Source organism: Bacillus sp. BPN334, assembly GCF_008368885.1.
Classification (GTDB): domain Bacteria; phylum Bacillota; class Bacilli; order Bacillales; family Bacillaceae_G; genus Bacillus_A; species Bacillus_A wiedmannii.
Map to the genome: position 1 here is coordinate 151543 of NZ_QOZW01000012.1, position 25280 is coordinate 176822.

Sequence of the window (25280 nt, forward strand, 5' to 3'; positions counted from 1 at the left end):
CCAGCAACCCCTAGCTCTCTCGTTAACAGTGACAAACTGCTACTGGGCTCTTTCAACGTATATTATTTGTTAAATTATTAGCCATTATATTGAATTAAAAACAAATTGTCAACAATACCCAAATGTTATTTTAAAATAATTCACATTTTCATACGGATTTCGTTACTCTTTATCTTCTCCAATAATCCTTACTTCTCGCTCTAACTTCACGCCAAATTTCTCTTCAACGGTCTTTTGTACAAAATGGATTAAATCAATGTAATCTTGTGCTGTTCCGTTATCAACATTCACCATAAATCCAGCGTGTTTTAAAGAAACTTCCACTCCGCCAATTCGCTTACCTTGTAGACCTGATTCTTGAATCAATTTACCAGCAAAGTTATTTGGTGGGCGCTTAAATACACTACCACATGAAGGGTATTCTAAAGGCTGTTTTGATTCACGTTTAAACGTTAAATCATCCATTTTTTCTTTAATTTCTTCACGCACACCTTCTTGAAGCTCAAATCTCGCTTCAAGAATAATGTAATGGTTGTTTGCAAATACACTCTTACGATATCCAAATTCAAATGCTTCTTTCGTTAAAGTACGTAGCTCTCCATCACCTGTCATTACGACAGCTTCTGTTAATACAAACGATACTTCACCGCCGTAAGCACCAGCATTCATATATAATGCTCCGCCAACTGAACCTGGAATACCACAAGCAAACTCAAGACCCGTTAAATTATGATCTAATGCAATACGTGATACATCAATAATTGCTGCACCACACTGTGCTACAATCGTCGTTCCTGTTACAGTCACACCTGTAATGTGAATTAAACTTACTATAATCCCGCGAATTCCACCGTCTTTAATAATGACATTCGATCCATTTCCTAAAAACGTAACTGGAATATTATATTCGTTAGCATATTTGATAACTTCTTGAATTTCATCATAATTCGTCGGCGCAACGAACACATCTGCTTTTCCACCAACTTTAATATGTGTATGATTCTTTAACATTTCATCTTGTTTCACATGACCTTCAGGCAATACCGTACTTAAATATTCATAAACCTCTTGCATATTCATTTTACGATTCCTCTATTTCTATATTCTTTTTATCCCGTTATACGGGCCCATAATATCCCCACATACATGAACGAACCTAAAGTGGTGGATACAGTGTACCCAAAATCAATTCGAGACACCTATAAACCTCTTAATTTATAAGAGGTGCCACTCATATTAAAATATATATTGCATAATAAAGCAACCCAAATGGGCTACTAAACTTGACATGTCATCAGAAAGACAACAATTTGTAAAATATATTACTTTTTCAAAACACTATCCTTCAGTATCTTACTATACCATACGAAAATAAAGTGGTATTTTTTTGTAACCTTTACTTTATTTTCATCAATAAAAAAGATGCTTTTACATAGGTAAAAGCATCTTTTTTATTACTTATTATAATTTACTTTTCGTTCTCTTCTTTTTCCTTATCAAACCATAATAGCTCATCGTCATCAACTTCACCATTATAATTGATTAGAATCTCTTCTCCCGCTTTTATATCTTTGTAAGCAAAGAAGTTAAACGTATGATTCTCGAAGACAATATCATACGTTGCATTCGGATTATATGCATGATTAAATAACATGCCGTATCCTAAAAGGAATGCCGTATGATTTACCCCATACTCAAATGCGTAGTCAGCAAGTAACGTTTTCTCAATGTGTTCATGCTGTTCATTCGGATAAGAGATAACTGGTGCTGAGTGAATCAACTCACCCTTTTTAATATCACGAGTTGCAAATACCCCTCTATTAAATTCTCCATCACTAAGTTCAGAAGTCTTAACTTCGATCATATGCGTCACCTATATAATTCTTTCTTTGAAGTATTTTATTCCGCTATTTGCGGGGTTCAACTAATAATCAGTAGCGTATAGCCCCACTAATTAAAGTCTCAGTTTATCTCCTTAAGCTTGGCAGAAAACGCGCAGAAAAGCAATTAAATTACTATTAAGTATTCGTTTAAATGAAAAAAGAGCACACATGGTGTGCCCTTTTCAAGAGATATTACTTTTCTAAAATATCTTCTAGTAACTTCACTTGCTCGCTAACAGTATGTAACGTCTTCACCGATATATCATTTCGATGTTTTTCTTCTTCCACACTTGCTAACACTTCTTCCGTAGCCGCAGAAGTTTGCTGAATTACATTAGAAGCATGTGTAACATCCTTTACGATATTCGTCGTTTTAACCTGCAAGTTTTCTTGATGACCAACAATCTCTCTCATTACATCATTAATTGCATCAATAAACTTCCCTAAATCCGTTACATTTGTTAAAACACTTGCTAGCATTTCATTACATTCTTCTTGTACTTTTTCTGATTTCTCTACCTGCACTTCCACTTTACTTGCTTGATTACTAAACTCCTTCAAAATACCTTGAATTCTCCCCGCAGAACGATTCGATTCTTCGGCAAGCTTTAATACTTCATTCGCTACAATAGCAAATCCTTTTCCATGCTCTCCTGCTCTTGCAGCTTCTATATTTGCATTTAAAGCTAGCAAACTCGTCTGACTTGAAATATTCGTTATTACATCTACAATTTCGTTAATTTGCTTCGACTGCATCATTAAATCTCTAAATATAATTCCTGATTGTGAAACAACATCATTTAAACTTCTCATATTCGCTTCAAAATTTCGTAAAGTATGTACACTACCCTTTGAAATCTCTAAACTTTCATCAACACGAATCGATGCACCTCTTACTTGAGAAATGATTTGTTCAATATTTCCTTCCATATCATTCAATACTTCTACTGAACGATGCATCATCTCTGATTGTGATTGAGTACCAACTGCCACCTCTTCAAAAGCAAAATTAATTTCACTCATCGACTCCATCGATGTATTCATATTTTGTCTTAAATGATTGAAATTACTATCTAGTTTCACAACAGTTTCCTCAATAAGTCTTTGAGTCTCTTCTAGCTCCTGAGCTTTCCTCATCACTTCTTGCTTCTCATCACTTAAACGAGCTAGCAGATTAGAGCCAATCTTCGTTACGCCCCACATAGCGATCGTTACGATTGCTAACAAGCTTGCGAAGTTTGCAGCTTCAGATGCCGCTGTATAAGCAAAAAATTGCTCCGGCCAATAACTACAAAGAATAAATGTGATAACAGCCGCCACTCCGCCAAGAATGATAACGAGACGTTCACTTAAATAAATAAGTGAAACTGCTAGTGTAAAGTAGATCATTTGAAACACAGCCGGACTTTCGTTAAAAGCTTGTACCATAATGAAAGACATAATAAGCAACATAAATGTCATGATATATTTATACATCGCTTCCATGCTTTCTATAAAAGTAAGAAGCGTTCCAAATACAACAACTGAAATGCCACAAACCCAAAACGCTATTGCTCTCTCTGTAAAAATATATCCGTAATACCCAATCGCGATTATTCCAAGAAAGAAACTACAAATCGTAATGAACAGCAATAAATGATTTTTCTGTGATTCTTTCTCAAGGTTAGAAAAACAAGTTCTCTTTAACCACTCCATATATGAAGCCCCACCTTCTACTTATACATATCGATTACTTCAGCTTAAATACCGCACTTACTGGGTTATGATCGCTATTTTCAAACTTTAAATCTTTCCCTTGTACATTTACAATTTCCACATTCGGTGAAACGATAAAACCATCAATAATCGTGACGAAGTTTTCACCCTCCACATATTTCTTCACATCATCTCTCACCGTCATAACAGACGGATCTACAGCCCACTTAAAGCCACCATCAGTAAAGTCCTTTGGTAACTCTACTAACCACTCTGGGCGCTCTTTCACAAACTTCGGATCACTTAACTGAGCGTTCGAAAGTAATTGATTCCAATCTCCGCCCATTATTACGTAATCACCATTTTCATAATGCTTGTTCATATATTCTTTTAAAAACTCTACTTGCTGTTTTCTAATTTTCCCGCCTTCATCATACGCAGACAAATGTAAATTTACGAGTCTCACAAACTTCCCATTATTAACAGGTATTTTATGCTCAACAATCGCTCGATCTAAATCAAACAAACGCTTTGGCCAAGGCTCCATTCCAGGAAGTTGGAACCTCTGCGCTGTTTGGACTGTATATTTAGAAAACGTACTTAGTCCAGCCTCCGCATATCCCATTGGACTTGTAATTGGTACAGGGACCCATTTTGTATCATAGTTCTTTCCGAACGACGAAGCATAATCAGGTAATCCTTTTTTCAAAAATTCATGTCCATTTACATCAAAAGATCGCAGTGATTTTATATCAACCTCTTGTAATAACGTAAAATCACTATTCTCATTTTGTAAAAACGAAAGCATATTCTTTAAATTCGTTTCCGTTTGCTCTTTACTACTTGAACCAGATCTCTTTCCACCATCCATAAAGAAGTCTTGATCCTTATCTAATCCAGCATAGCCAATATTAAATGTTGTAACTTTAAATTCATTTCCAAGCGCTAACACGCGTTCCTTATTATTCTCCACCTTCAAACTTATAACATTAGCCGGCTGTTCTTTTGTAAGTGTCATATACGCTAAAAAACCACCTACAACTCCCAATCCTACTAAAATACATATAAGTACTATTTTTAATAATTTTTTCAAACGAACGACTCCTTTTCTAAAACTACCAATTTTACTTTTCTTTATTTTCAGTTAACTAAAAACAAATGACAGACATAAGAAACATTTTATCACATCAAAAACCTTATATCACTATATTTAGTTTATAAACAGAAGTTCCCTATCTTAAAGCATCACATACATACAAAACAGCTCCACTTCTTCACTGGAAATTCTACGCAATTTTTAGTACACTATATGTAATAATTATAGGCGATGGAGTTCGCCATAACTGCTGCTTAGCTAATGACTCCTACCAGTATAACTACTGGTAGGAGTCTATTTTTTTGAGCAAGCTATTTAAAGAGGTGAAGAAATTGATTTATATTATCGTTGGCATAGCCGGTATATTAGGAGCCCTCTCTCGTTATTATTTAGGTCTTACTATTCATACTTCATGGCATCATTCATTTCCATTAGCTACGTTACTTATTAACTTAGCCGGCTGCTTCTTATTAGCGTGGCTAACTACGTATATCGCTCGAAGAAATATCTTGCCTTCAGAAATTATCACAGGCGTTGGAACTGGATTCATCGGTTCCTTTACGACGTTTTCGACATTTAGTGTAGAAACTGTGCAATTAATCAATCATTCTGAATGGAATACGGCTTTCTTATATGTATCATGCAGCATACTTGGTGGACTCATTATGTCTGGTCTTGGCTATACATTAGGTGATTTCTTACTTAAGAAACATCTTACGAAAGGTGATCACTTATGATGGAAGCTTTATTAGTGGCAACTGGAGGTTTCTTCGGTGCTATTACACGATTTGCAATTAGCAATTGGTTTAAAAAAAGAAATAAAACTTCCTTTCCAATTGCTACATTTCTCATTAATATAACAGGGGCGTTTTTACTCGGATATATAATTGGCAATGGCGTCACTACAGGTTGGCAATTATTATTAGGTACTGGATTTATGGGTGCCTTCACGACATTTTCAACATTTAAACTAGAGTCCATTCAGCTCTTCAATCGTAAAAACTTTTGCATACTATTTCTATATTTAAGTGCTACTTATATAATCGGTATCCTTTTTGCATTCCTTGGAATGAAGCTAGGCGGAATATAAAAAAAGAAAGCGACTCTTATCAGTCGCTTTCTTTCATAAGAAGTATGTCCCGCCATATGGAATGGAGAATAAACCCGCTGGATGCACATCGTAATGTACAATTTGCATCGGAGGCTGTGAGTACGACATATACTGCCCTTGCATCATTTGTGCAAAATATGCTTGCTGCTGCATTTGAATCGCTTGATTCACAGCATGAATTGTCCCCTGTGCTCCTGCCAGTGTAATAGCTGCTCCCACTTGTCTACCACTATAAAAATAATGATTCATCATGATTCAGCTCACTTATTATTTTTCTTCCATATAGTATGTTTCTATTTCATGGTGAGTGTTTTGTCCCGATTAATGAATCCCTCACTACTTAAACTTCATTTTATCTATTACTTTTTTTCAGCTTTGAAGTAATAAATCCAAATAGTAATACACCAATACCACTCAAGAACAATACATAACTTATCGGTACTAAGAAAAAGAAAGGTTCTTCAAGGAATCCATTCGCTCCCACTTTACTGTTTGAAGCATGTATAGCTAAAGAAATGATCGCTAAAATCATGAAAGAAATAGCTACTACGTATTTATTTATCATTTCACATTCTCCTCTATTCATATAATTACCCTTAGATTATTAACATCATATTACCTAAAACAAAATCATTCGTCAATAATTTTTTATTGTTTTACAATAAAAAATTATTGATTATTATAAATAGAAAAAGGTTTATGAAGCACCTTAAATCGCCTCACAAACCTTTTCAAACATAAATATTTACACTTCAAACCTCTTGCTTACTACAACATAAATCGCACACAATAGCACGAATATCCCAGCATAAATTAACAAAATTTCTACACTAAACATATCAGCCAATGGACCAAATATTATCATTCCTAAAGGAAACGCGCATGAATTAGCGATTTGTACAAGACTAAACATTCGTCCGTGCATAGAAGGTTCTACTTTTTCCTGCAATAACACGGTAACCGGTGTATTGAAGCACGGCATTGTTATACCAATTAAAAAGTTAAATACTAAATACACAATAAATACCGGAGCAATCCCTAGTCCAATCATAAGCAGTCCATACAACGCACAAGCTAGCGCTGTTGTATGCATACGATTACGGAAACCACCCCATGCCGCAATCAATACGCCACCAGCTGCCGCCCCCGCACTAAAAGTCATCTCACTAGCAGTAAGTCTCCACATTTCTGCACCGAAAGAACGAGTTACCATTAAAGGTGTTAAAAAGGCGGCTGGACTTATTAAAATCATGACAATGATTAATAAAAAGAGTAGCCTCTTAATAAATACATTTTCTTTTAAGTAAGCAAAGCCTTCTTTTATACCTTGTAAATTAGATTTTTGCTTACTCTCTGTATTCACATGTCTCTCCACTTGAATGATAAACATAATACTAATTCCAATCATAGCCGTAATAACATCAATAAAAAATGTCGTTTCAATGCTAGCAATAGAAAGAATTGCAGCACTTGCTGCTGGAGAAAGAAACATAATTAAAGATGTAATACCGCTATTTATCCCATTTACTTTCATAAGATAATCTTTCGGAACGATTTGTGGGATTAACGCATTCACAGCTGGCGTTTGTACCCCTGTCCCAGCTGAACGAATGAGTAGTACTATAAAAAGTAACCAAATACTTTTATATCCTGTTAAAAATAAAACTGCTAAAACTAACGTAGCAATTGCTATACTCCCGTCCGATAACATAATCATCTTTTTACGGTCGTAACGATCAATCCAAACACCTGCAAATAAAGATATTGCAATTTGTGGTAGGAATCCGCAAACAGTTGAAATGGTCAACATTAACCCTGACGATGTTGTTAAGGTGATATACCATATAATCGCGTATTGCACGAGAGAGGAACCGAACAAAGAGATCGTTTGAGCGGTCAAAAATAAAATAATTTTCTTTTTCCAATCATTTCTACTCATATGTTTCACACCCCCTTAACTAATCCTGTCTCTATATTAAAAATACTATCTGCCCAATCAAGATAAAAACTTGCTTCGTGAGATACGAGTATAATGCTACCTTTAAACTGAATGAGTGCCTTTTGCAAAGCTCCCTTCGCTTCTGCATCTAAATGATTTGTCGGCTCATCTAAAATTAAGAAATTACAAGGTGATAATAATAATCCGCATAATTTAACCTTTGATTGTTCACCACCACTCAACGTACGAATTTCTTGTGAAACATGAGTATCCTTCACACCACATGCAGCTAAATGATGACGTATCTCCTTCACGTTTAGTTTAGGAAACTGTTCTGAAATAATTTGCAGCGGCGTTAAAGAATCGTTGCTCCAATTCAGATCTTGCTCATAATATCCAATCTTTATTTGCTCTGAGAAGTGAAATTCTCCGGCAATACTAGAAATAGTTCCAACGATTGTTTTTAATAAAGTAGATTTCCCTACTCCGTTGAACCCTGTAATAACAAGTTTTTGCCCACCCATCACTGAAAAATTCAATTTTGCTAAGAGAGCAAAATCGTAACCAACTTCAAGATTATTTACTTCCAGAACTGTCTGAACCGAAATAGGAAGTTCCTGAAAATGAATAGACGGTTTATGAGTAAAACTTGGTGGCGCAATTTTTTCCATACGTTGCAACTGCTTTCTACGTCCTTGTGCTATTTTTGAATTCACTCCAGCAATATTTCTACGAATATACTCTTCCGTTTTTTCAATTTTCTTTTGCTGTGCATAGTATTGGCGCATATAATCTTTTCGCAAATGCTCCTTTTGTCTTACAAAATCTGAGTATTTGCCGTAATACTTCTTCACCGTTCCAAACTCTATATCACATATGCAAGAAGTCACTTTTTCTAGAAAGTCAAAATCATGTGACACGACAATAAACGCCCCTTCAAAATTCACTAAATAATTAGCAAGCCATTCAACATGCTCTTTATCAAGAAAGTTTGTCGGTTCATCTAGTAATAAAATAGTAGGCTCTTCTAATAAAAGCTTTGCTAAAATTACCTTTGCCCGTTGTCCTCCGCTTAATTCATCAATAACACGATCCATCCCAATCGCATCAATACCTAAACCGGCTGCCACCTTATTTATTACGCTGTCTACTGAATAAAAATCACGAGCCTCAAGCTGTTCTTGTATTTCAGCTGCTTTCAATAGTTGATTCTCATCTCCAGTCATCGTACTTTCTTCATATAACTTATTCATTCTCTTTTCCATTTCAAACAAATCATAAAAGGCTCGCTTTGCATATTGTGAAATGGTATAGCTCCCATCAATTTCTGCATATTGATCAAGATGTCCAATTTGAATATTAGGTTGCCACTTAATGCTCCCCTTATCAGAAATAATTTCCCCCACCAATATTTTCATTAATGTGCTTTTCCCTGCACCATTCTGTCCAACAATCCCCATATGTTCCCCTTTATACAAATCAAAAGAAGCATTTTCGTATAATACTTTATCTATAAAACTATGTGATAAACGTTCAACTTTAAGTAAACTCATTTTTATTCCTCTTTTCCTGAAATTAAAAAAAGCAGAGAGATAGCGTCATTCGACACTAGCCCTCTGCTTCGTGGTTTTTCCCATACTACTCCAATTTACAGTAAAAGCTCATTGGAATAATATACACAAAGGGCCATAGACAAAGCATTGTCTATGGCCCCTTAATCTATTTTATACATCAACTGAAAAACCATAACCAAATAAGCATAGATAAACTATACTTTTTTAGAAAAGTTATTCAGTCGATGAATATAGGGATTTATGCCCCTTGATTAAGCTCCGTACAACGCTTCACCGTATACATTTGTGCGGAGCAAAGTTTTCTAATGAGTTTTACAAATTTTATATAAAGCATGTTCTGCACCTTCCTTAATACTTAAAAGGGATTTTAGCATACAGTTTTACGAAGCGTCAACATTACCTCCAAATCATTCAACTACTTATTTTTAAAATATTCCTTCTGGAACATACACATTCTTATCGCATTATGATAGTTACCATCAACGAAAAACTCGTCTAAAAGCTCGCCTTCCACTATAAATCCAACCTTTTTATACACATGGACTGCTTTCTCATTTTCTTTATCCACAACTAAATAAATCTTATGCATATTTAATACAGAAAAAGCGTAATCCATCGCTAAACGCGTCGCTTCTGCTGCGTAGCCATGCCCTTGATAATTAGGATCAATAATAATTTGGAATTCAGTTCTTCGGTGAATATAATCGATTTCCACTAATTCGACCAATCCAACCATCTCATTATTTTTCTCAACGATAAACCGGCGTTCACTTTGATCATGTATATGTTTATCGTATAAATCCTGCAGCTCCACAAATGCCTCATACGGCTCTTCAAACCAATACGACATAATATGGGCATTATTATTAAGTTCGTGTACAAACTTTAAATCTTCCCGTTCTAAAGGACGTAACTTCAATTCCTGACTCATTGTTATAACCTCCAAGTAAAAGAAACCTCTTCACTTAATTTCTCAATTTTTTTCAATTTCAAACGCCCTATTTACATTGTAAACTTTCAAGCCACTTGAAGGTCAAGACATAAAAAGTTAGTGCAAGCTACGCCTGCACTAACTGACCCTAACGACGAAAAACCTATTAAAGTTGCTAATGCCCCAATTCCACAAATCTTTTTTGCTCTTGAATTCCCCAAAAATTTATTAAACATGAATCACATCACTCCTTTTTAGATTTCCTTATTACAAAAACATGATAAACTAATATAAAAATTTCATGTCGAAATTTACAACTTATTAACGAAAAAATGAAAAATAGCGCAAACTTATGTCTGCACTACTCTTTTCTCAAATCTCTCATATTCGATATGTATAAAGCAATAACTAAAACAAGAATGGATCCCGCATATAACAACGTCTCCATCGGTTCCTCATGAGATACAATAATTAATCGAATTAAAGCCGTAATTCCGATATAAATAAAATAACGTAACGGAAAATGATAATTCGACTTAAAATACTTAATAATCAATGCGATGAACTCGAAGTATAAGAAGTAGACGATAATACTTTCAACCAATTTATACGATGTATACTCCTTTTCCGAAAAGATATACTGCACAAATGTGATTGTCTCATTCACTAAGAAAATCGATAACACAATGGATAATATAATTAAAGCTATATTTAATATCCATTGCAAAACACTAGCTATAAGATGATCGATATTAAACGACTTCATTTTATCTTTAAACTCCCCTTCGTGTAAGTACGCATTTATTATAGCAAAATTATACTAGCAAAAGTGTTAAATCAAATATGATCGTCCTCTTTCACTATCACTTCACCATCCTGATATTTACGCTTAATATAGCCGTTTCCCCAATCTTTACTTTGTATCTTTTAGCTTTTTCACACTGAAACTATATGCGTCAAAATCGTTTCATGACATTATTACCTGCACATACCTACACTTTATATAATAACGGTACAGTACAAACAACGTACTGTACAAATATATGTGGGGGGATTAACTATGAACGAAGCGTTACTATTAATCGACATGCAAAATGATTACTTTGAAGGCGGCAATATGGAATTGCATCAACCTGAAAAAGCCGCACAAAAAGCGAAAGAAGTCTTGAAAGTATTTCGTGAAAAATATAACACAGTTATTCACGTACAACATATTGCGAACAATGAAGGAGCTACTTTCTTCTTACCTGAAACAGTAGGTGTTCAAATTCATGATGATGTACAACCGATTGCTAACGAAAGAGTCATACAAAAACATCATCCTAATAGTTTTTTAAGAACCAATTTATTTGAAACATTAAAAAAAGAAAAAATAGATCAACTAGTCATTTGCGGTATGATGACTCACGTATGTATTGATGCAACAGTACGTGCTGCCAGTGATTTAGGATTTCAATGTGTTGTAATTGAAGATGCTTGTACAACAAAAGATTTAGAATTTCAAGGAAATCTAATCCCCGCAGTACACGCTCATCAGTCATTCATGAGCGCATTAGAGTTTGGTGATATTTATGCAAAAGTCATGTCAGCAAACAGTTTTATAAACAAAAATAAATAAAGAATTCCATTTCCATATAAAAAAAGAAAGGATAAATATCTTATTCTTTCTTTTTTTCAATTGTCTTAATGACAGTATTTATACGATAATCACCATAATGTAAAACATCTGCAAGAGTCTCTTCTAATTGTTGATGTGAAGATGTGTGAAGAATCATGATATAACAGCCATCGCCACTTATACGATACATTTCAGTAATTACGTCCGTTTTTTCAAAAAAGGTTTGAATTTGATTATGATAATGTGGTGCATGCAGAAATAGTGTAACAAACGTCATAATAGCCCCTTCTAACTTAGCCCTATCGATATCTATCGTATATTTTTGAATGACACCTGCCTCTTCTAATTTATTAATTCGTTTCCCAACAGCCTGGCCAGTCAAATGTACTCTCTCTCCAATTTCCTTCCAGTTCATTCTAGCGTTTTCTTGTAGTAACTTTATAATTTTAAAATCTGTTGAATCGAACATGGACATCCCCTTCCTATAAGAATCCCTTCTATAAGATCTTCATTTCCCCTACAATTCATCTCAAAAAATTTTACAATACAATCAATTAACTCTATTAGAAATTACATTATTGTTAACGGCTTTCCTTCTTCCTTACAATATATTTTTTAACAACTTTAAAAAGCCTTACTACAAATAAATTGTAGTAAGGCTCTGACTATTTAAGATAAACATGAAACGACTTCATTATCTCTATACAAATAAAGTTTAGCAAATAATGTTGCCATCCCCTCCAAGGAAAAGAAACCTTATTTCAACTTTCCTATTGATAAGTTAACACGATAATTCCCGTATTTTAATAGTCGTCCTAGAAAGTTATCTAAGTCTTCATTGGACGCAAAATGTGTTTTTAATAAATAACACCCCTCACCACTTATACGGTGTACTTCAGAAATCCCTTCTTCTCCTTGAAAGAAATTCATAAACTCTTGGTGATTAGCTGTTGTTACGAACAAAGTAACAAATGCAGTCACTACTTGTCCTAATTTGATTCGGTTTATTGCAATTGTATACTGTTCAATAATCCCTAAATCCTCTAATCTTCGAATTCGATTTCCTACGGCCTGCCCCGTCATATGTATTTTTTGGCCAAGCTCTTTCCATTGTATTCTTGAGTTTTCTCCTAATAATTTCAGTATCTCAAAATCTGTTTGATCAATGATATAAACCAATCCTTTCACCGTGAAAGTAGAAAGCCCGAAAGTGTTTCGCCAACTTATTCTGCTTATCAATACAATTCACTATACTTAGTTTATCCTCTTACATCACATTATTTATCAGTTATATTTACTTATAACACAGAGGACGCAACAAAAAATACATCTAGATTTAAAGGAGGTTACAAATATGTTATTACAAGAAATTCTATCGTTCAATGAACAATTTGTAGAAAATAAGGAATACGCTCCTCGTGAAGCGACAAAAATGCCTAAAAAACGTATGGTTGTTGTTTCTTGCATGGATGCTCGTTTAATTGAGCTACTTCCAAAAGCTTTAGATATACACGATGGTGATGCAAAAGTCATCAGAAATGCAGGTGGTAAAATTGCTTCTGCTTTCGATAGTGTTATGCAAAGTGTTGTCGCGTCAGTATACGATTTAAATGCAGATGAAATCTTCCTTATTGGACACCATAGATGTGGTGCGAGCCAAACGAATCCAAAAGGAACACTTCAAAAAATATTAGATCGTGGAGTAGCTTCACCAGAAATTTTATCAGCGATTGAATATGCTGGTGTTGACCTTAAAAAATGGTTATTCGGATTCGATGATGTTTGCGATTCAACACAAGCTAATGTTGATTTAGTAAGAAATCACCCACTTATTCCAAAAGATGTTCCTGTACACGGTTTAGTTATTGATCCACATACAGGGAAATTAGATGTAGTGGTAGATGGATATAAAGCATTACATGGTGAAACAAAATAATTAATATTACTTACACGAAGGGAAGTTATTAGATATGAAAAGACAAGTATTAGATATGAATCGACCGGAAGCTACAAAAAAAATTTTAGAAGCAAAAATTGCAAAAGGTTTAACATGGGAAGAAATTGCAAAAGTAAGTGAAAACTCTGAGACTTGGGTTGTAACAGCGTTATTAGGACAAGCTACAATGACACGTCCAGAAGCAGAAAAAATCGGTAAACTATTAGAATTAGATGAAGAAGTAGTTCAAGCATTAACAGTAGTTCCACTTCGCGGCCAAGTAATGGAAATGCCTCCTACTGACCCGATTGCATATCGTTTATATGAAATGATGTTACAATATGCACCAACTATTAGAGAGTTAATCTTAGAAAAAGCGGGCGAAGGTGTAATGAGTGCGATTAACTTCAACCTAGGTGTGGATACACAAGAAGATCCAAAAGGTGGCGATCCTCGTATCGTGATTACACTTAATGGGAAATTCTTACCATTCCGTACATGGTAATTAATTAAAAATCTATCTATATAATTAAAATAATTTTATAGATTTAATAAATCCATCCTTTTTAATCTAACTGTGTAGAAAGGATGGATTTTTACTATGATATTCTTTTTCGGCAAAGGAGAATAATATGAATAAAAAACACTTTGATACGAGTTTTAGTATTCTACAATGGTTTGTGTTTCTATTAGCAAATGCAATTGCATTACCTATCATTATTGGTGGCATATTCCATTTACCAATAGAAGATATCTCAACATTAATGCAGCGGACTTTTTTAGTCGTGGGAGTAAGCTCGTTTCTACAAGCGTGGTTTGGGCATCGCTACCCCATTGCGGACGGGCCAGCCGGTTCATGGGTAAGTATATTTGTCATATTGGGACAAGTTGCTATGCATCAGGGACAAAGCGCAAAAGACGTGTTGCAACTTTTAGAAGGCGGATTAATTATTGCAGGTATATTACTCTTCGTTCTTGGTATAACAGGGCTTGTTCATCGAATCTTACGTTTATTTACACCCTTGGTTACAGGAACCTTTCTTTTAATATTATCTCTTCAGCTTAGTGGTGTGTTACTAAAAGGAATGATGGGATTACAAGGACCTGCAACTCATCCTGACTATACAACAGCTACTATTGCGCTCTTTGTTTTTGCCCTTATTACTTTCTTATCAATTAAAGGGAAAGGATGGATGAAAAGTTACGCTGTGTTACTTGGAATTTCATGTGGTTGGCTTTTGTATGCAGTATTAGGAAAATCATCTCATATGCCTTCACATACAACGCTAGTCAAGTTACCAGCGATATTTGCTTGGGGCACACCTAGATTCGATATTGGAATGACTCTAACTGCAACTTTATTTACCTTTCTTTTAGTTGCAAATACAATTGCTGCTATTTCGGCTGTAAAACAAGTGGCTCCCCTATCTAAAGAAAATGAAAAGCAAACACTGAACCGTGGTGTATGGGTCGGAGGTATATCACATATTATTTCATCATTGTTCTCTACAATTGGAATTGTACCATTACCTGCATCAGCAGGATTTATTCAACTAACAGGTCAAAAAAAGGTGAAGTCGTTTCTTATAGCAAGTCTTATATTAGCAGGTATTTCTTTTATCCCCTCAATTGTAAACTTTATATCCTTGCTACCAGGTCCTATTGCTAATTCTGCACTTTTAGCTACATTTGTCCAAGTAATAGGCATTTCATTTCAATCCATTTTACGTGAAGAATTAAAGCAACGCCGATTAACTATATTAGGAATTTCATTATTAATCAGTTTGGGAATAATGTTTCTTCCAGAAAGTGCATTTAGTGGAGTTCCTTCTTCCTTACAATATGTTTTAAGTAACGGATTACTCGTAGGTACTATGATCGTTATTTTGCTAGAGCAGTTTTGGAAAGAGTAAAATTTGTGACTAAGTAAAAAAGCGCCCTGATTACAGGGCGCTTTTTTATACCTAATGACTAATACTAGCCGTTGGGTATAATGTTGTTCCTCCAATTGAAACTTTTATTTCATTTGTTAATGGAACATTTTGTTCATTAATAATTGTTCTCCACCATTCCCATGCAAGACCAGTACATTCTCTAGCTACGATTTTTATATTTTTTGAATTTGGTGGAAGAGGGATAACTGTAGAGTAATGAGCTGTTTTGTCTCTGCCGCTACCATCCCATGTTTTATGTGTTAGTACTTCTTTCCCATTTTGATCAAATGTGAATTCATCCCAAGATACATCAAATTGAGCAACGTAAGCACCGTAATGATCAAGTTTCATTTTAGCACTTGAATATTCTGTAGTTGTCGTCTCAATATAATCTGTATTGTTATGAACAGCAGCAGTTGCATTATCTTTTAAGAAAGTGCTTGTATATGAAATTGGATATGCTGGATTTTTAAGACTTAATTCAGCATTATCTTTAATGATATTTCGGATTTCATTGAAATCTTTAGTAACAACCTTGTTATGCTCTTTCGCATCTCCGCCTAATACTACAGCAGTAAAGGTACTTTCTTCAAAAATATCTTTATACTGTCCACTCGTTTCGACGCTGTTATTCTTAAGTAAGGCTTTAAAAGCAGCTTGTACATCTTTACTCTTAGATGTTGTTTCTAATTTTACATAAACAGTTCTACCATAAGCTACATTTGAAACCATAACAGGTGGAGCCGAATTACTTATACCTTTACGAGTTAACTCACCAAAAGTAACACTATTATCAAAAAGATCGGATGGATTGTTAGGTAGTTCAGCACTTACGGTATAAAATATTTGCTTATATGCCGCTACCATCACTTTCTTCTCTCCATTTGCAACCGCATTAAAATCGATGTTTAGACTGTTATCGAGATATTTAGCGTTAACGTTAAGGGCACTTGCGATTTGTGATTTACTATAAACCATAGATTCTGTATACTGCATTCTTGCAGGTAACGTATGTGTTTTAGAATACTTTTCATTCCAAGTAGATACTAAATCATCTACTGCTCCAGCCACATTACCATATGTCGGATTTTGGACAGTAATTGTATTTTCTTTTCTCATGCCAGGTAAGTCTATACTAATATTCAAAGGCTTTCTCTTAGCCACTAATAAACTCGGTTGATTGTCTGCAAAAGCTTTATTTGCAAGTTGTACCGCTCCTGGATACGTACGATTCACCACAGAATCAATAATCGAAATATCGACTGGTGAAGTTGTAAGTGATTTTTTCTCGCGTTCCACTACTACAAATTTACCATTTGAATTGATACTTTCTTTCGGAACAAAACTCTCTACCTTATCACCATTTACAGCTAAAACTTCTTGATTATTATATTTAAGATTTGCTATGCCGGTATCAATGCCACTAGCATTTTTGATTACATCAGTTGCATTACCTACTTGTGTTTCTGCGAAGGAAATAGATGAATAATTAATAGTGCATAAACTAACTAATAAACATGTAAGGAATTTTCTTCTTTTAGTGTTTTTCTTAATATTCAGAAAAATCACCCCGTTCTTTTTTTAGTAAGATATGATAATGATTGATAAATGATAGCTAACTAATAAACTTACATAAATGCTTTTAAAAGTTCTTGAATTAACGGGATTACGCCACCTACAAATTTCAAAACTGCCATTGCGATTTCCATATTATTTCCTCCTTTTTCTTGCTACGATAATGTGATTTATCTTTATGCCCTCATTATAGTGACCCCTTACACTTTTATCAATACACTCTGATATGCAATATTACATATAAAAAACCAAGCTGAATTCTTTTAAAAAGTTATACAGAGATATTTTTTCGTTTGGTACATACTTGAATAGGTGAAGCATTCCTTTGCATTTTATGAGTAATTTACAAGTTTATTGTTTGAAGCATCGCAGGACCGGAAGTAATGAAATACCTGTGGGACAGAGCTATCATCGGCAATTGCATAAAAAAAGCTGCTGCCTATAAAATATAGACAGCAGCTTTTTTACATACTCATTTTGTAACTAATAAACAGCGATGGGCCCATAAGGACCTTTAATAATTTCTATTTTTGTTTCAAAAATATCTGTCAAAAGTGTTGGGTCCATAACCTCTTCTACTGTTCCAAAAGCAGCAATTTGTCCATCTTTCATAGCACAAATTTTATCAGAGTATTTAGCTGCAAAATTTATGTCATGCATAACAGTCAAAATTGTTCTTCCGAATTCATTAGCTGCACGTCTCAAATGCTCCATCATTTGAACAGAACGAGCAACATCAAGGTTGTTCAGAGGCTCGTCCAAAAGCACATATTCAGTCTCTTGGCACAATACCATCGCTACATATGCCCTTTGTCTTTGACCACCAGAAAGCTCATCTAAATATCTATTCTCTAAACTAGTTAAATCTAAGAAATCGATATATTTAGAAATGATAACCTCATCTTCTTTAGTTAATCTTCCCTTTGAATAAGGAAAGCGCCCAAATCCAACTAGTTGTCTAATAGTAAGCCTCGTTACAAAATGATTTTCTTGTCGCAATATAGTCAAAATTTTTGCTAAGTCTTTTGATTTGGATTCAGAAACATCCATATTCGCTACTTGAATTTGGCCTTCATCCATATCTAAGAGTCTTCCAATCATCAATAGTGTCGTAGACTTTCCAGCACCATTTGGTCCAATTAAAGAAGTAAAGCCCGCTTTTGGTATTTCAATATCCAAAGGTCCTATTTTTACCTTATCAGTATAGAACTTTTTAACATTATCAATTTTTATCATAAAGCCCTCTTCCTTAAAACAATAGTTAAGAATATGATTCCACCAAATAATTCAATAATAACTGAAACTACACCTTGAGCATTGAATACATGATACATTAAAAAGTATGCACTCGTCATTATCAAAAATCCTATTGCAAAAGCCATTGGAAAAATATATCTATGATCATAAGTTGACGCCGCCTGATAACTCAAAGTTGCTACTAAAAAGCCGTAGAAAGTAAGTGGCCCAATTAGAGCTGTTGAAATGGACATCAAAATAGCAACTAATACAAGCGTATAAATTACACTAGGTTGATATTTAACCCCAAAGGAAGTAGCAACATCCTTTCCAAGTGATAAAATATTCAACTTCTTAGAATGAACAAAAATTAATACCGCTACAATTATAATCATAGGAATTACAACAGGAAAATATGCAGGATCTGCATGATTAACAGAACCAAATAATTTCGCTTGTAAAATATCAAACTCTGAAGGCGCAAGTAGCTTTCTCATAAAAGTTGATACGGAATTCAGTCCAGTACCAATAATAATTCCAACTAAAAGCATAAGTTGTAAATTCCCGTATTTACCGGAAAGTAACCATCCATAAAGTATCAAACTCATCAAGACCATAGCAACAACTTGGAATAAAAATGATCCAATTCCATTAAAGTTTATTAATGCACTAGCACCAAAGAAGAATATTGTACTCGTATGAATTGCTGAATAAAGTGATTCGAAACCTAAAAGCGAAGGAGTAATAATCTTATTGTTCGTAATAGATTGGAAAGCAACTGTCGACAAGCTATGGCAAACTGCAGCAATAATCATCGCAACAATAGCTATTATCCTTCTCTTAACAACTGGGATAAAAGAAGGTGAATCTATCGGAACTGGATTGTTATAAACTAAAAGTCCATATGAAGAAAGGAGACCTAAAGCAATCAATGTTATCAGTACAATCCAATAACGTCTTGCTTCCTTCTTAGAACGAAAAGCACTAGCTGATCTACTTTCATTATGAAGGCTAGAATCGATTTCGACATTTTCTTTATTTTTATAGTCTAATGTGATCATCGTAGCCTCCTTGGTTTTCTTCGTCTCAATAAAATAGTAATAAACACGACTGCTCCCACTGTTGCAAGTATTAAAGAAACAGGTACTTCAAAAGGCTTTATAATTGTTCGAGAAATGATGTCACAGGTAGTTATTGTCCCCATTCCGATCACACATACCCAAGGTAAATTACTCCTAAGATCATCCCCTCTAAACATGGAAACAATGTTTGGAACAATTAATCCCAAGAAAGGTAAGTTTCCAATAACAGCTGCAACAATTCCAACTGCAACAGAGATAAGGCCAGTCCCAAAAAGAACAATTCTATTGTAATTAACTCCAAGGCTTGTTGCGACATCTTCTCCTAGCCCAGCTAAAGTCAATCTATTTGCATACATAAAAATAAGCAAAGTAACGATAACAATTAGCCATAAATATTCATATCTTCCCACCTGAACGGTAGCAAATGAACCTACGAACCAAGTTTCAATACTTTGCGTCATTTGAAAAAGGAGTCCCAAAAAAGTAGACACTGCAGAAATAACTGCTCCAAGCATCAATCCAATAATAGGGACAATTAAAGACGAACGAAGTTTAACTCTTCTTAAAAACAGAAAGAAAATCATAGTTCCTATAAAAGAAAAAATGATTGCACCAGTCATTCTTTGAACTAAAGTCGGGGCAGGAAATAATAAATATACAAAAAGCAGGCCTAAGCCTGACCATTCAATAGTCCCCGTTGTAGTAGGTTCAACAAAACGATTCTGTGTAATTAATTGCATTACGAGCCCTGCCATCGCCATTGCAGCTCCAGTAAGCATTAATGCAACTGTTCTCGGAACACGAGTGATGAAAAACATCTCCATTCCGTCCTCTTGTCCACGTATATCATAAACTCCAGTAAACAGTGATATAATCCCTAAAATTATAACAACTATAATCGCTATTATAAAAGGTTTTGTCCATATTTTATTGTGATTATAAAACTGGGGTTGAGAAATATTCTCAACCCTAGAAATCATATTTTTTGACACTGTTTCGTACTCCTTTACACTACTTAGCTAAAGTTTTTGCGATATTTCCAAATAACTCTATATAAGTCTCAATTGATTCATTTGTGTAAGTATCTGCTGGTGCATAAATAACTTGTTTTTTAGAAACAGCAGTTGTGTTTTGAAGAGCAGGTGATTTAGAAATAACATCTTGAGCAGGAGCTGAAGTAGCAGCATCAGATGTTGCAGCATCACGATCTAATACGAAAAGCCAATCAGGATTTGTTTGTGCAATAGCTTCAACAGAAACGTCATCACCTTTATGACCGGCAGTAGAATTAGACACTTCTAGTGCTGGAGTCCAACCGAAAATTTCATACATTGGTCCCCAAACGCGACCAGAGTGAGGCGCAGCAAAACCAATATTCCCACCAGTAACGATAACACTCATAACTTTATCTTTTCCATTATAAGCAGATTTTGCATTTTCAATAGATTTATCAAAATCAGCTACTAATTTTTTAGCCTCTTTATCTTTATCAAAGATTTTTCCTAAAGAAATTGTAGAATCTTTAAGTCCTTTTACTAAATTTTCTCCAGGCTTAGTAGCTTTCTCAGAAACATCAACATTAAGATCAATAACAGCTGCATTTGGCACTAATTTTTTGATTTCTTCGTAATGGCCAGCAAATCTTTGACCAACGATTACAAGGTCAGGGTTTGCCGCCGCTATAATTTCAAGATTTGGTTCGCGGTGATTCCCAATATTTTTAACTGAATCATCTTTTTTATATGCTGAATCTGCAGGCATTACATCCTTTGGAGCAGCCGCTAATTTAATTCCCCAATCAGCTAAAGTTTCAAAAGTTCTATTATCTAAAGCAACTACATTCTTTGGATTTACAGGGACTTTAACAGTTCCATGTGCATCAGTAATTTCAACCGTTTTTGGCTTATCACTACTATCACCTTTATTAGCTTTCGAAGTTTCCTTACCTGAATCTGAGCAAGCTACTAACATTAAAGTGAAAATCGCTAGAATACTTACTAATTTTAAAAGCATAGTTTTTTTCATACGTATACTCCTTATTATGTAATTTAGTTCGAAAATGATGACGTCCATAGATTGAATTAGATAGTAACTGCTATTCACCTAAACCAATATTGATAATCATTTTCATTTGAATATCCTGTTAATTAGTATAGTCATTAATTCTGTGAAAATCTTGTGAATGGTGTGAGTTAATAGAATTAAGCATACTTTGTATACGAAAAGTAATATGTGCAGTCAGGCGTGTTGATTAACCTTTATTTTACAGAGAATACATGAGAAAATCTTGATTTTCTTTTCAAGTAGGTACTTGCATTAGATACGGTCGCGCTAGAATCTTCCCCTCCACACTAACCAAATATATGAGCACCTTATAAACCATGATCCATTGCCTGATAGAAATATTCTAGTTCCGTCTTTTAATATTTCACAGAAACTATTTTATTATCTTATTTTTATCATTCAACCATTGAATAGCCTCTGCCATGTATCGTTTGAATATATCTGTCTTTCTTCTCGCACTTTAACTTTTTTCTTACATACCCAATATATAAGTCTACTACATTTGGATTTACTACTACGTTATATCCCCAAACCTGATTCAAAAGCATTTCACGGCTCAATATTGTATTTTTATTCTTGATTAAAAATACAAGTAAATCGTACTCGCGCTTCGTAAGCGAGAGATTTTCGCTACCTTTTTTCACAATATTGCTAGATGCATCAACAAAGAGATCTTTAAACTGAAAAAAGTTTGTCTCATTTTGCTGAGTATAGTCAGTTCTCCTTAAAATAGCTTGAACCCTTGCTACTAATTCTTCTTTCGCAAATGGTTTTCTAATATAATCATCTGCTCCTGCTTGTAGCCCTGCTATGCAATCCTTACTAGAAATATTGTCGGTCACAATAATGATCGGTGTCGTTTTAACAATTCGTATTTGTCTACAAATTTCTGGCCCCGATATACTTAATGAATCCCAATCCAATATGATAATATCCCAATCTTGTTCATATACTATATTTAAACCTTGGTTTTCATTGTGAAGTTTTAAAATGAAATAGCCCTCTTGCTTTAGACCGCTTACGATTTTCTTCGCAAAAGACCGTTCATTCTTAATTACTAACACCTGCTTCACCGATGGTTCACCTCTACTTCAATATAACTTAGTTAGATAAAAAATTATCTCAAAAAAACATTTTAAAATTTATAAATATGAACCCCTAAAAAAGGCCATTGTAACAGCTTATTAGGAGAACTCTATATAATCTTACAATAAATATGAATAGAAACACAAAGGATATGAAGATTTAAATACATATTATGTAATCATTAAAGGTAGCTATAGTATCTACCTGTTTATCGTCAATAACTATTTCTTCATTTTCTTTTTCAGGGGTACCACCTTTCCCCCATCAACTTAAACATTTTATAAAACTACAAAACAAAAAGAACCATAAGCTTGCCACAAAAAATAGTAGTGGTCCATCTCCAACATTTAAAATCAAATATTTTTCATTGGGAATATCTTGTTGTTTTAGACTATAGAATAAAGTATTAGACCATTAAAAAATGGTTGTAAGCTGAAAAGGTATTAATCTTTTTGATTAAATAAAAAATACTTTTGTTTTTCTTTTATTTACTTTAATATCAATAAGGGCACCAAAAAAATAGATAGAGGTGCTAAAATGTACGGAATTATTAATTATGAAGTGTTTTTACTAACAGGGATTTTATTAAATTTAATTCCTGGTGCGGACACCATGTATATTGTGGGAAGAAGTATTTCACAAGGCAGAAAAGCAGGTGTGTATTCTGTTTTTGGTATTATTACTGCCTCTTTAGTTCATACGTTATTTGTTGCTTTTGGTTTATCTATTATACTTACAAAATCCGTTGTATTATTTAACATCATTAAGATTATTGGTGTTATCTATCTCGTATATCTAGGGATTAAAATGGTACTTGATAAGACGAATGTAGATTTCCAAGCTTCATCCAATAAATTAAACATTAGAAAGATATATATACAAGGGCTTTTAACAAGTCTTACGAATCCAAAAGTCTCTTTATTCTTTATTGCGTTTCTTCCGCAATTTATAGATACAAAGGCTTCAGGTCCTATTCCCTTTATCATTTTAGGACTTACTTTTACAGCCACTGGATTATTGTGGTGTTTATTTGTGGCTTATTTCTCTTCATATGTTACAAAAAAACTAAGAGGAAACCAAAAGGTAGAAATGATTCTAAATAAGGTAACAGGAATGATTTTTATTGGTATGGGGTTAAAGTTGCTTCAAACGAAAGCTCCTCAATGAACCTGAATAACATAACAATGCCCCCTTCTAAGAAATGTTATATCGGGTTTAAACCAATTATATACTAAAAAGTCCCTTCAGAATTTGAAGGGGCTTTTTAATATACCTGTCTTGATGATACGATTCACTCTTTATTGAAAAAAATGAGTGTAAATTGAGTCTGCTATCAAATAATTACTGTTAAAATAGATATTTCTTGCTGTTAGGAATAGTCGATGTATCTATTTGTATAGAGAAAGCATATCTTTGCCGCAAACAAAAAGAACCATAACCTCGCCAATCTGGCAAAGTTATGGTTCATATCATACAAAATAAAAAACCACCAAATATGTATTGGTGGAGACGGTGGGAGTCGAACCCACGTCCAAAAATATCGGCACTTAAGCTTCTACGAGTGTAGTCGATATATTAGCATTTCGCGAACTCTTCGGCCTATCGACAGGCTTCCAAGTTGCTAGTCTGATTGTTCTCTTCCTTCGCCCTCAGACGGCGAACTCCGGCGTAGTCCACTTAGTTTGAGTCCCTTACCCTACCACATGGACGATGGAGGGAGGAACCTTTAGTGCAATTAAGCAGCTAAAGAAAGATTGTTTTGTTTGCCAATTATAGGCTTTGACGTTTTAACGAGGCCGATCCCCTCGACTCGCAACCTAAGCTCGAACTATCCCTGTCGAATCCGTAACGTCCCCATGATAAAAATGGAGCATACGAAGAAATATCGTGATAACTACTAAGAGCTGTTTTTCAATGTGCAACAATCTTACATAAGTTATTATAACATACGCGCGTCGTTTTACAAATGTAAATATCTGTATTACATCTTTTGACGATCACGGAACGCGCGTGCAATTTCACGTTTTGCTTCCTTCTCTTTTAAATCGTTACGCTTATCATATTGCTTTTTACCTTTTGCTAAACCAAGTGCCATTTTCGCGAATCCATTTTTTAAATAAATTCTAACTGGAACTAATGCATAGCCTGTTTCTTTTGAAGCACCCGTTAACTTCTCAATTTCTTTTTTATGAAGAAGTAACTTTCTTGTGCGAAGCGGATCATGGTTGAAACGATTCCCTTGCTCATATGTACTAATATGCATATTATGTACCCATACTTCACCATTATGTACACGTGCAAACGCATCTTTCAAGTTCACGCGTCCAGCGCGAATCGACTTAATTTCAGTTCCTTGAAGGACAAGCCCTGCCTCGTATGTTTCTTCAATGAAATAATCATGAAATGCTTTTTTATTTTGTGCAATAACCTTACCTGTACCCTTTGGCATATAACGTCCCTCCTCTATTTTTACTATTGTAACAAATGTTAATAAAAAGCGAAAGTGGCTCGCTCAGAATC

General features: G+C 34.4%; 27 protein-coding genes, 1 other RNA gene, 1 riboswitch and 1 other annotated feature (1 of these 30 running past the window's edge). Of the genes, 7 read left to right on the plus strand and 21 right to left on the minus strand.

The window, feature by feature from the left end; genetic code table 11:
* Nucleotides 1–65, minus strand: a binding site (T-box leader); it reaches 151 nt to the left of the window's first position.
* Between the two features lie 97 nt (nt 66–162).
* The 4 genes from murB to DN393_RS18550 form a co-directional block, all read right to left on the minus strand.
* Nucleotides 163–1080, minus strand: coding sequence for a UDP-N-acetylmuramate dehydrogenase (gene murB / locus DN393_RS18535; protein WP_064476236.1), 918 nt, complete (start codon nt 1078–1080; stop codon nt 163–165).
* Between the two features lie 388 nt (nt 1081–1468).
* The gene (locus tag DN393_RS18540) at nt 1469–1864 is read right to left on the minus strand and encodes an SET domain-containing protein (RefSeq protein ID WP_000573650.1); all 396 of its coding nucleotides are present in this window, start codon (nt 1862–1864) and stop codon (nt 1469–1471) included.
* Nucleotides 1865–2075: 211 nt separating this feature from the next.
* Complete coding sequence (locus tag DN393_RS18545) at nt 2076–3578, minus strand: DUF4077 domain-containing protein (RefSeq protein ID WP_149173752.1); 1503 nt, start codon at nt 3576–3578, stop codon at nt 2076–2078.
* A gap of 34 nt (nt 3579–3612) precedes the next feature.
* On the minus strand, nt 3613–4671 hold the full coding sequence (locus DN393_RS18550; protein WP_000734839.1) for an endonuclease/exonuclease/phosphatase family protein: 1059 nt from the start codon (nt 4669–4671) through the stop codon (nt 3613–3615).
* Nucleotides 4672–4892: 221 nt separating this feature from the next.
* A riboswitch (Fluoride riboswitch) is annotated at nt 4893–4952 on the plus strand.
* A gap of 54 nt (nt 4953–5006) precedes the next feature.
* Between DN393_RS18550 and crcB (DN393_RS18555) the strand changes: the two genes are divergently transcribed.
* Together crcB (DN393_RS18555) and crcB (DN393_RS18560) are read left to right on the plus strand one after the other, a co-directional pair.
* A complete protein-coding gene (gene crcB / locus DN393_RS18555; protein WP_064476234.1) occupies nt 5007–5411 on the plus strand; it encodes a fluoride efflux transporter CrcB in 405 nt (134 codons plus the stop codon).
* On the plus strand, nt 5408–5764 hold the full coding sequence (gene crcB / locus DN393_RS18560; RefSeq protein ID WP_064476233.1) for a fluoride efflux transporter CrcB: 357 nt from the start codon (nt 5408–5410) through the stop codon (nt 5762–5764). Before crcB (DN393_RS18555) ends, crcB (DN393_RS18560) begins: the two co-directional genes overlap by 4 nt.
* A gap of 33 nt (nt 5765–5797) precedes the next feature.
* Here crcB (DN393_RS18560) and DN393_RS18565 read toward each other — a convergent pair whose 3' ends face one another.
* The 7 genes from DN393_RS18565 to psiE form a co-directional block, all read right to left on the minus strand.
* A complete protein-coding gene (locus DN393_RS18565; RefSeq protein WP_000980964.1) occupies nt 5798–6037 on the minus strand; it encodes a DUF3947 family protein in 240 nt (79 codons plus the stop codon).
* Between the two features lie 100 nt (nt 6038–6137).
* Nucleotides 6138–6371, minus strand: a complete 234-nt coding sequence (locus DN393_RS18570; protein WP_080349982.1) for a DUF3955 domain-containing protein — start codon at nt 6369–6371, stop codon at nt 6138–6140.
* A gap of 159 nt (nt 6372–6530) precedes the next feature.
* Complete coding sequence (locus DN393_RS18575; protein ID WP_064476232.1) at nt 6531–7724, minus strand: MFS transporter; 1194 nt, start codon at nt 7722–7724, stop codon at nt 6531–6533.
* A 5-nt stretch (nt 7725–7729) separates the two neighbouring features.
* The gene (locus DN393_RS18580; protein WP_149173753.1) at nt 7730–9277 is read right to left on the minus strand and encodes an ABC-F family ATP-binding cassette domain-containing protein; all 1548 of its coding nucleotides are present in this window, start codon (nt 9275–9277) and stop codon (nt 7730–7732) included.
* Nucleotides 9278–9713: 436 nt separating this feature from the next.
* Complete coding sequence (gene speG / locus DN393_RS18585) at nt 9714–10229, minus strand: spermidine N1-acetyltransferase (RefSeq protein ID WP_000076834.1); 516 nt, start codon at nt 10227–10229, stop codon at nt 9714–9716.
* A gap of 86 nt (nt 10230–10315) precedes the next feature.
* Nucleotides 10316–10450 carry a hypothetical protein gene (locus DN393_RS32055; RefSeq protein ID WP_255299509.1) on the minus strand — a complete coding sequence of 45 codons (135 nt, stop codon included), beginning with the start codon at nt 10448–10450 and terminating at the stop codon, nt 10316–10318.
* Between the two features lie 140 nt (nt 10451–10590).
* Entirely contained in the window at nt 10591–10995 is a 405-nt protein-coding gene (gene psiE / locus DN393_RS18590) for a phosphate-starvation-inducible protein PsiE (RefSeq protein WP_000834706.1), read from the minus strand.
* Between the two features lie 294 nt (nt 10996–11289).
* On the opposite strand from psiE, the gene DN393_RS18595 reads away from it, so the two are divergent.
* Nucleotides 11290–11847: a cysteine hydrolase family protein gene (locus DN393_RS18595; protein ID WP_064476230.1), complete on the plus strand. Its 558-nt coding sequence runs from the start codon at nt 11290–11292 to the stop codon at nt 11845–11847.
* A 40-nt stretch (nt 11848–11887) separates the two neighbouring features.
* Here DN393_RS18595 and DN393_RS18600 read toward each other — a convergent pair whose 3' ends face one another.
* Complete coding sequence (locus tag DN393_RS18600) at nt 11888–12316, minus strand: Lrp/AsnC family transcriptional regulator (protein WP_255449790.1); 429 nt, start codon at nt 12314–12316, stop codon at nt 11888–11890.
* 287 nt (nt 12317–12603) lie between these two features.
* A complete protein-coding gene (locus DN393_RS18605) occupies nt 12604–13035 on the minus strand; it encodes an Lrp/AsnC family transcriptional regulator (RefSeq protein ID WP_002008929.1) in 432 nt (143 codons plus the stop codon).
* Nucleotides 13036–13201: 166 nt separating this feature from the next.
* On the opposite strand from DN393_RS18605, the gene DN393_RS18610 reads away from it, so the two are divergent.
* From DN393_RS18610 to DN393_RS18620, 3 genes are all read left to right on the plus strand, one after another.
* Nucleotides 13202–13783, plus strand: coding sequence for a beta-class carbonic anhydrase (locus DN393_RS18610; RefSeq protein WP_000926488.1), 582 nt, complete (start codon nt 13202–13204; stop codon nt 13781–13783).
* Nucleotides 13784–13838: 55 nt separating this feature from the next.
* Nucleotides 13839–14288, plus strand: a complete 450-nt coding sequence (gene cynS, locus DN393_RS18615; protein WP_033657709.1) for a cyanase — start codon at nt 13839–13841, stop codon at nt 14286–14288.
* 127 nt (nt 14289–14415) lie between these two features.
* Nucleotides 14416–15696 carry a purine/pyrimidine permease gene (locus DN393_RS18620; RefSeq protein ID WP_064476229.1) on the plus strand — a complete coding sequence of 427 codons (1281 nt, stop codon included), beginning with the start codon at nt 14416–14418 and terminating at the stop codon, nt 15694–15696.
* A 51-nt stretch (nt 15697–15747) separates the two neighbouring features.
* Here the strand turns inward: DN393_RS18620 and alo are convergent, their stop codons facing one another.
* The 6 genes from alo to DN393_RS18655 form a co-directional block, all read right to left on the minus strand.
* A complete protein-coding gene (gene alo, locus DN393_RS18625) occupies nt 15748–17286 on the minus strand; it encodes an anthrolysin O/cereolysin O family cholesterol-dependent cytolysin Alo (protein WP_149173755.1) in 1539 nt (512 codons plus the stop codon).
* Nucleotides 17287–17775: 489 nt separating this feature from the next.
* The gene (locus DN393_RS18635) at nt 17776–18528 is read right to left on the minus strand and encodes an iron ABC transporter ATP-binding protein (protein WP_063263139.1); all 753 of its coding nucleotides are present in this window, start codon (nt 18526–18528) and stop codon (nt 17776–17778) included.
* A complete protein-coding gene (locus DN393_RS18640) occupies nt 18525–19589 on the minus strand; it encodes an iron chelate uptake ABC transporter family permease subunit (protein ID WP_064476227.1) in 1065 nt (354 codons plus the stop codon). The genes DN393_RS18635 and DN393_RS18640 overlap by 4 nt, the downstream gene beginning before the upstream one ends.
* Nucleotides 19586–20602 (minus strand): ABC transporter permease, encoded by a 1017-nt coding sequence (locus tag DN393_RS18645; RefSeq protein ID WP_000042060.1) that lies wholly within the window; start codon nt 20600–20602, stop codon nt 19586–19588. The genes DN393_RS18640 and DN393_RS18645 overlap by 4 nt, the downstream gene beginning before the upstream one ends.
* Nucleotides 20603–20621: 19 nt before the next feature.
* Nucleotides 20622–21635: a siderophore ABC transporter substrate-binding protein gene (locus tag DN393_RS18650; protein ID WP_000753430.1), complete on the minus strand. Its 1014-nt coding sequence runs from the start codon at nt 21633–21635 to the stop codon at nt 20622–20624.
* 434 nt (nt 21636–22069) lie between these two features.
* Nucleotides 22070–22747 carry a response regulator transcription factor gene (locus tag DN393_RS18655; RefSeq protein WP_064476226.1) on the minus strand — a complete coding sequence of 226 codons (678 nt, stop codon included), beginning with the start codon at nt 22745–22747 and terminating at the stop codon, nt 22070–22072.
* A 550-nt stretch (nt 22748–23297) separates the two neighbouring features.
* Here DN393_RS18655 and DN393_RS18660 point away from each other — a divergent pair.
* Nucleotides 23298–23927 carry a LysE family translocator gene (locus DN393_RS18660; protein ID WP_088047815.1) on the plus strand — a complete coding sequence of 210 codons (630 nt, stop codon included), beginning with the start codon at nt 23298–23300 and terminating at the stop codon, nt 23925–23927.
* Nucleotides 23928–24261: 334 nt separating this feature from the next.
* On the opposite strand, the gene ssrA is transcribed toward DN393_RS18660, so the two are convergent.
* Nucleotides 24262–24616, minus strand: a transfer-messenger RNA (tmRNA) gene (gene ssrA / locus DN393_RS18665).
* Nucleotides 24617–24741: 125 nt separating this feature from the next.
* A complete protein-coding gene (gene smpB / locus DN393_RS18670; protein WP_001123922.1) occupies nt 24742–25209 on the minus strand; it encodes an SsrA-binding protein in 468 nt (155 codons plus the stop codon).
* Nucleotides 25210–25280 lie beyond the last annotated feature (71 nt).

What these genes read in the sequence shown, in the direction of transcription:
- murB (WP_064476236.1), bottom strand. Translation starts at nt 1,080, where the DNA reads ATGAATATGCAAGAGGTTTATGAATATTTAAGTACGGTATTGCCTGAA.
- DN393_RS18540 (WP_000573650.1), bottom strand. Translation starts at nt 1,864, where the DNA reads ATGATCGAAGTTAAGACTTCTGAACTTAGTGATGGAGAATTTAATAGA.
- DN393_RS18545 (WP_149173752.1), bottom strand. Translation starts at nt 3,578, where the DNA reads ATGGAGTGGTTAAAGAGAACTTGTTTTTCTAACCTTGAGAAAGAATCA.
- crcB (WP_064476233.1), top strand. Translation starts at nt 5,408, where the DNA reads ATGATGGAAGCTTTATTAGTGGCAACTGGAGGTTTCTTCGGTGCTATT.
- DN393_RS18565 (WP_000980964.1), bottom strand. Translation starts at nt 6,037, where the DNA reads ATGATGAATCATTATTTTTATAGTGGTAGACAAGTGGGAGCAGCTATT.
- DN393_RS18570 (WP_080349982.1), bottom strand. Translation starts at nt 6,371, where the DNA reads ATGAATAGAGGAGAATGTGAAATGATAAATAAATACGTAGTAGCTATT.
- DN393_RS18575 (WP_064476232.1), bottom strand. Translation starts at nt 7,724, where the DNA reads ATGAGTAGAAATGATTGGAAAAAGAAAATTATTTTATTTTTGACCGCT.
- DN393_RS18580 (WP_149173753.1), bottom strand. Translation starts at nt 9,277, where the DNA reads ATGAGTTTACTTAAAGTTGAACGTTTATCACATAGTTTTATAGATAAA.
- speG (WP_000076834.1), bottom strand. Translation starts at nt 10,229, where the DNA reads ATGAGTCAGGAATTGAAGTTACGTCCTTTAGAACGGGAAGATTTAAAG.
- psiE (WP_000834706.1), bottom strand. Translation starts at nt 10,995, where the DNA reads ATGAAGTCGTTTAATATCGATCATCTTATAGCTAGTGTTTTGCAATGG.
- DN393_RS18595 (WP_064476230.1), top strand. Translation starts at nt 11,290, where the DNA reads ATGAACGAAGCGTTACTATTAATCGACATGCAAAATGATTACTTTGAA.
- DN393_RS18600 (WP_255449790.1), bottom strand. Translation starts at nt 12,316, where the DNA reads ATGTTCGATTCAACAGATTTTAAAATTATAAAGTTACTACAAGAAAAC.
- DN393_RS18610 (WP_000926488.1), top strand. Translation starts at nt 13,202, where the DNA reads ATGTTATTACAAGAAATTCTATCGTTCAATGAACAATTTGTAGAAAAT.
- cynS (WP_033657709.1), top strand. Translation starts at nt 13,839, where the DNA reads ATGAATCGACCGGAAGCTACAAAAAAAATTTTAGAAGCAAAAATTGCA.
- DN393_RS18620 (WP_064476229.1), top strand. Translation starts at nt 14,416, where the DNA reads ATGAATAAAAAACACTTTGATACGAGTTTTAGTATTCTACAATGGTTT.
- DN393_RS18635 (WP_063263139.1), bottom strand. Translation starts at nt 18,528, where the DNA reads ATGATAAAAATTGATAATGTTAAAAAGTTCTATACTGATAAGGTAAAA.
- DN393_RS18640 (WP_064476227.1), bottom strand. Translation starts at nt 19,589, where the DNA reads ATGATCACATTAGACTATAAAAATAAAGAAAATGTCGAAATCGATTCT.
- DN393_RS18650 (WP_000753430.1), bottom strand. Translation starts at nt 21,635, where the DNA reads ATGAAAAAAACTATGCTTTTAAAATTAGTAAGTATTCTAGCGATTTTC.
- DN393_RS18660 (WP_088047815.1), top strand. Translation starts at nt 23,298, where the DNA reads ATGTACGGAATTATTAATTATGAAGTGTTTTTACTAACAGGGATTTTA.
- smpB (WP_001123922.1), bottom strand. Translation starts at nt 25,209, where the DNA reads ATGCCAAAGGGTACAGGTAAGGTTATTGCACAAAATAAAAAAGCATTT.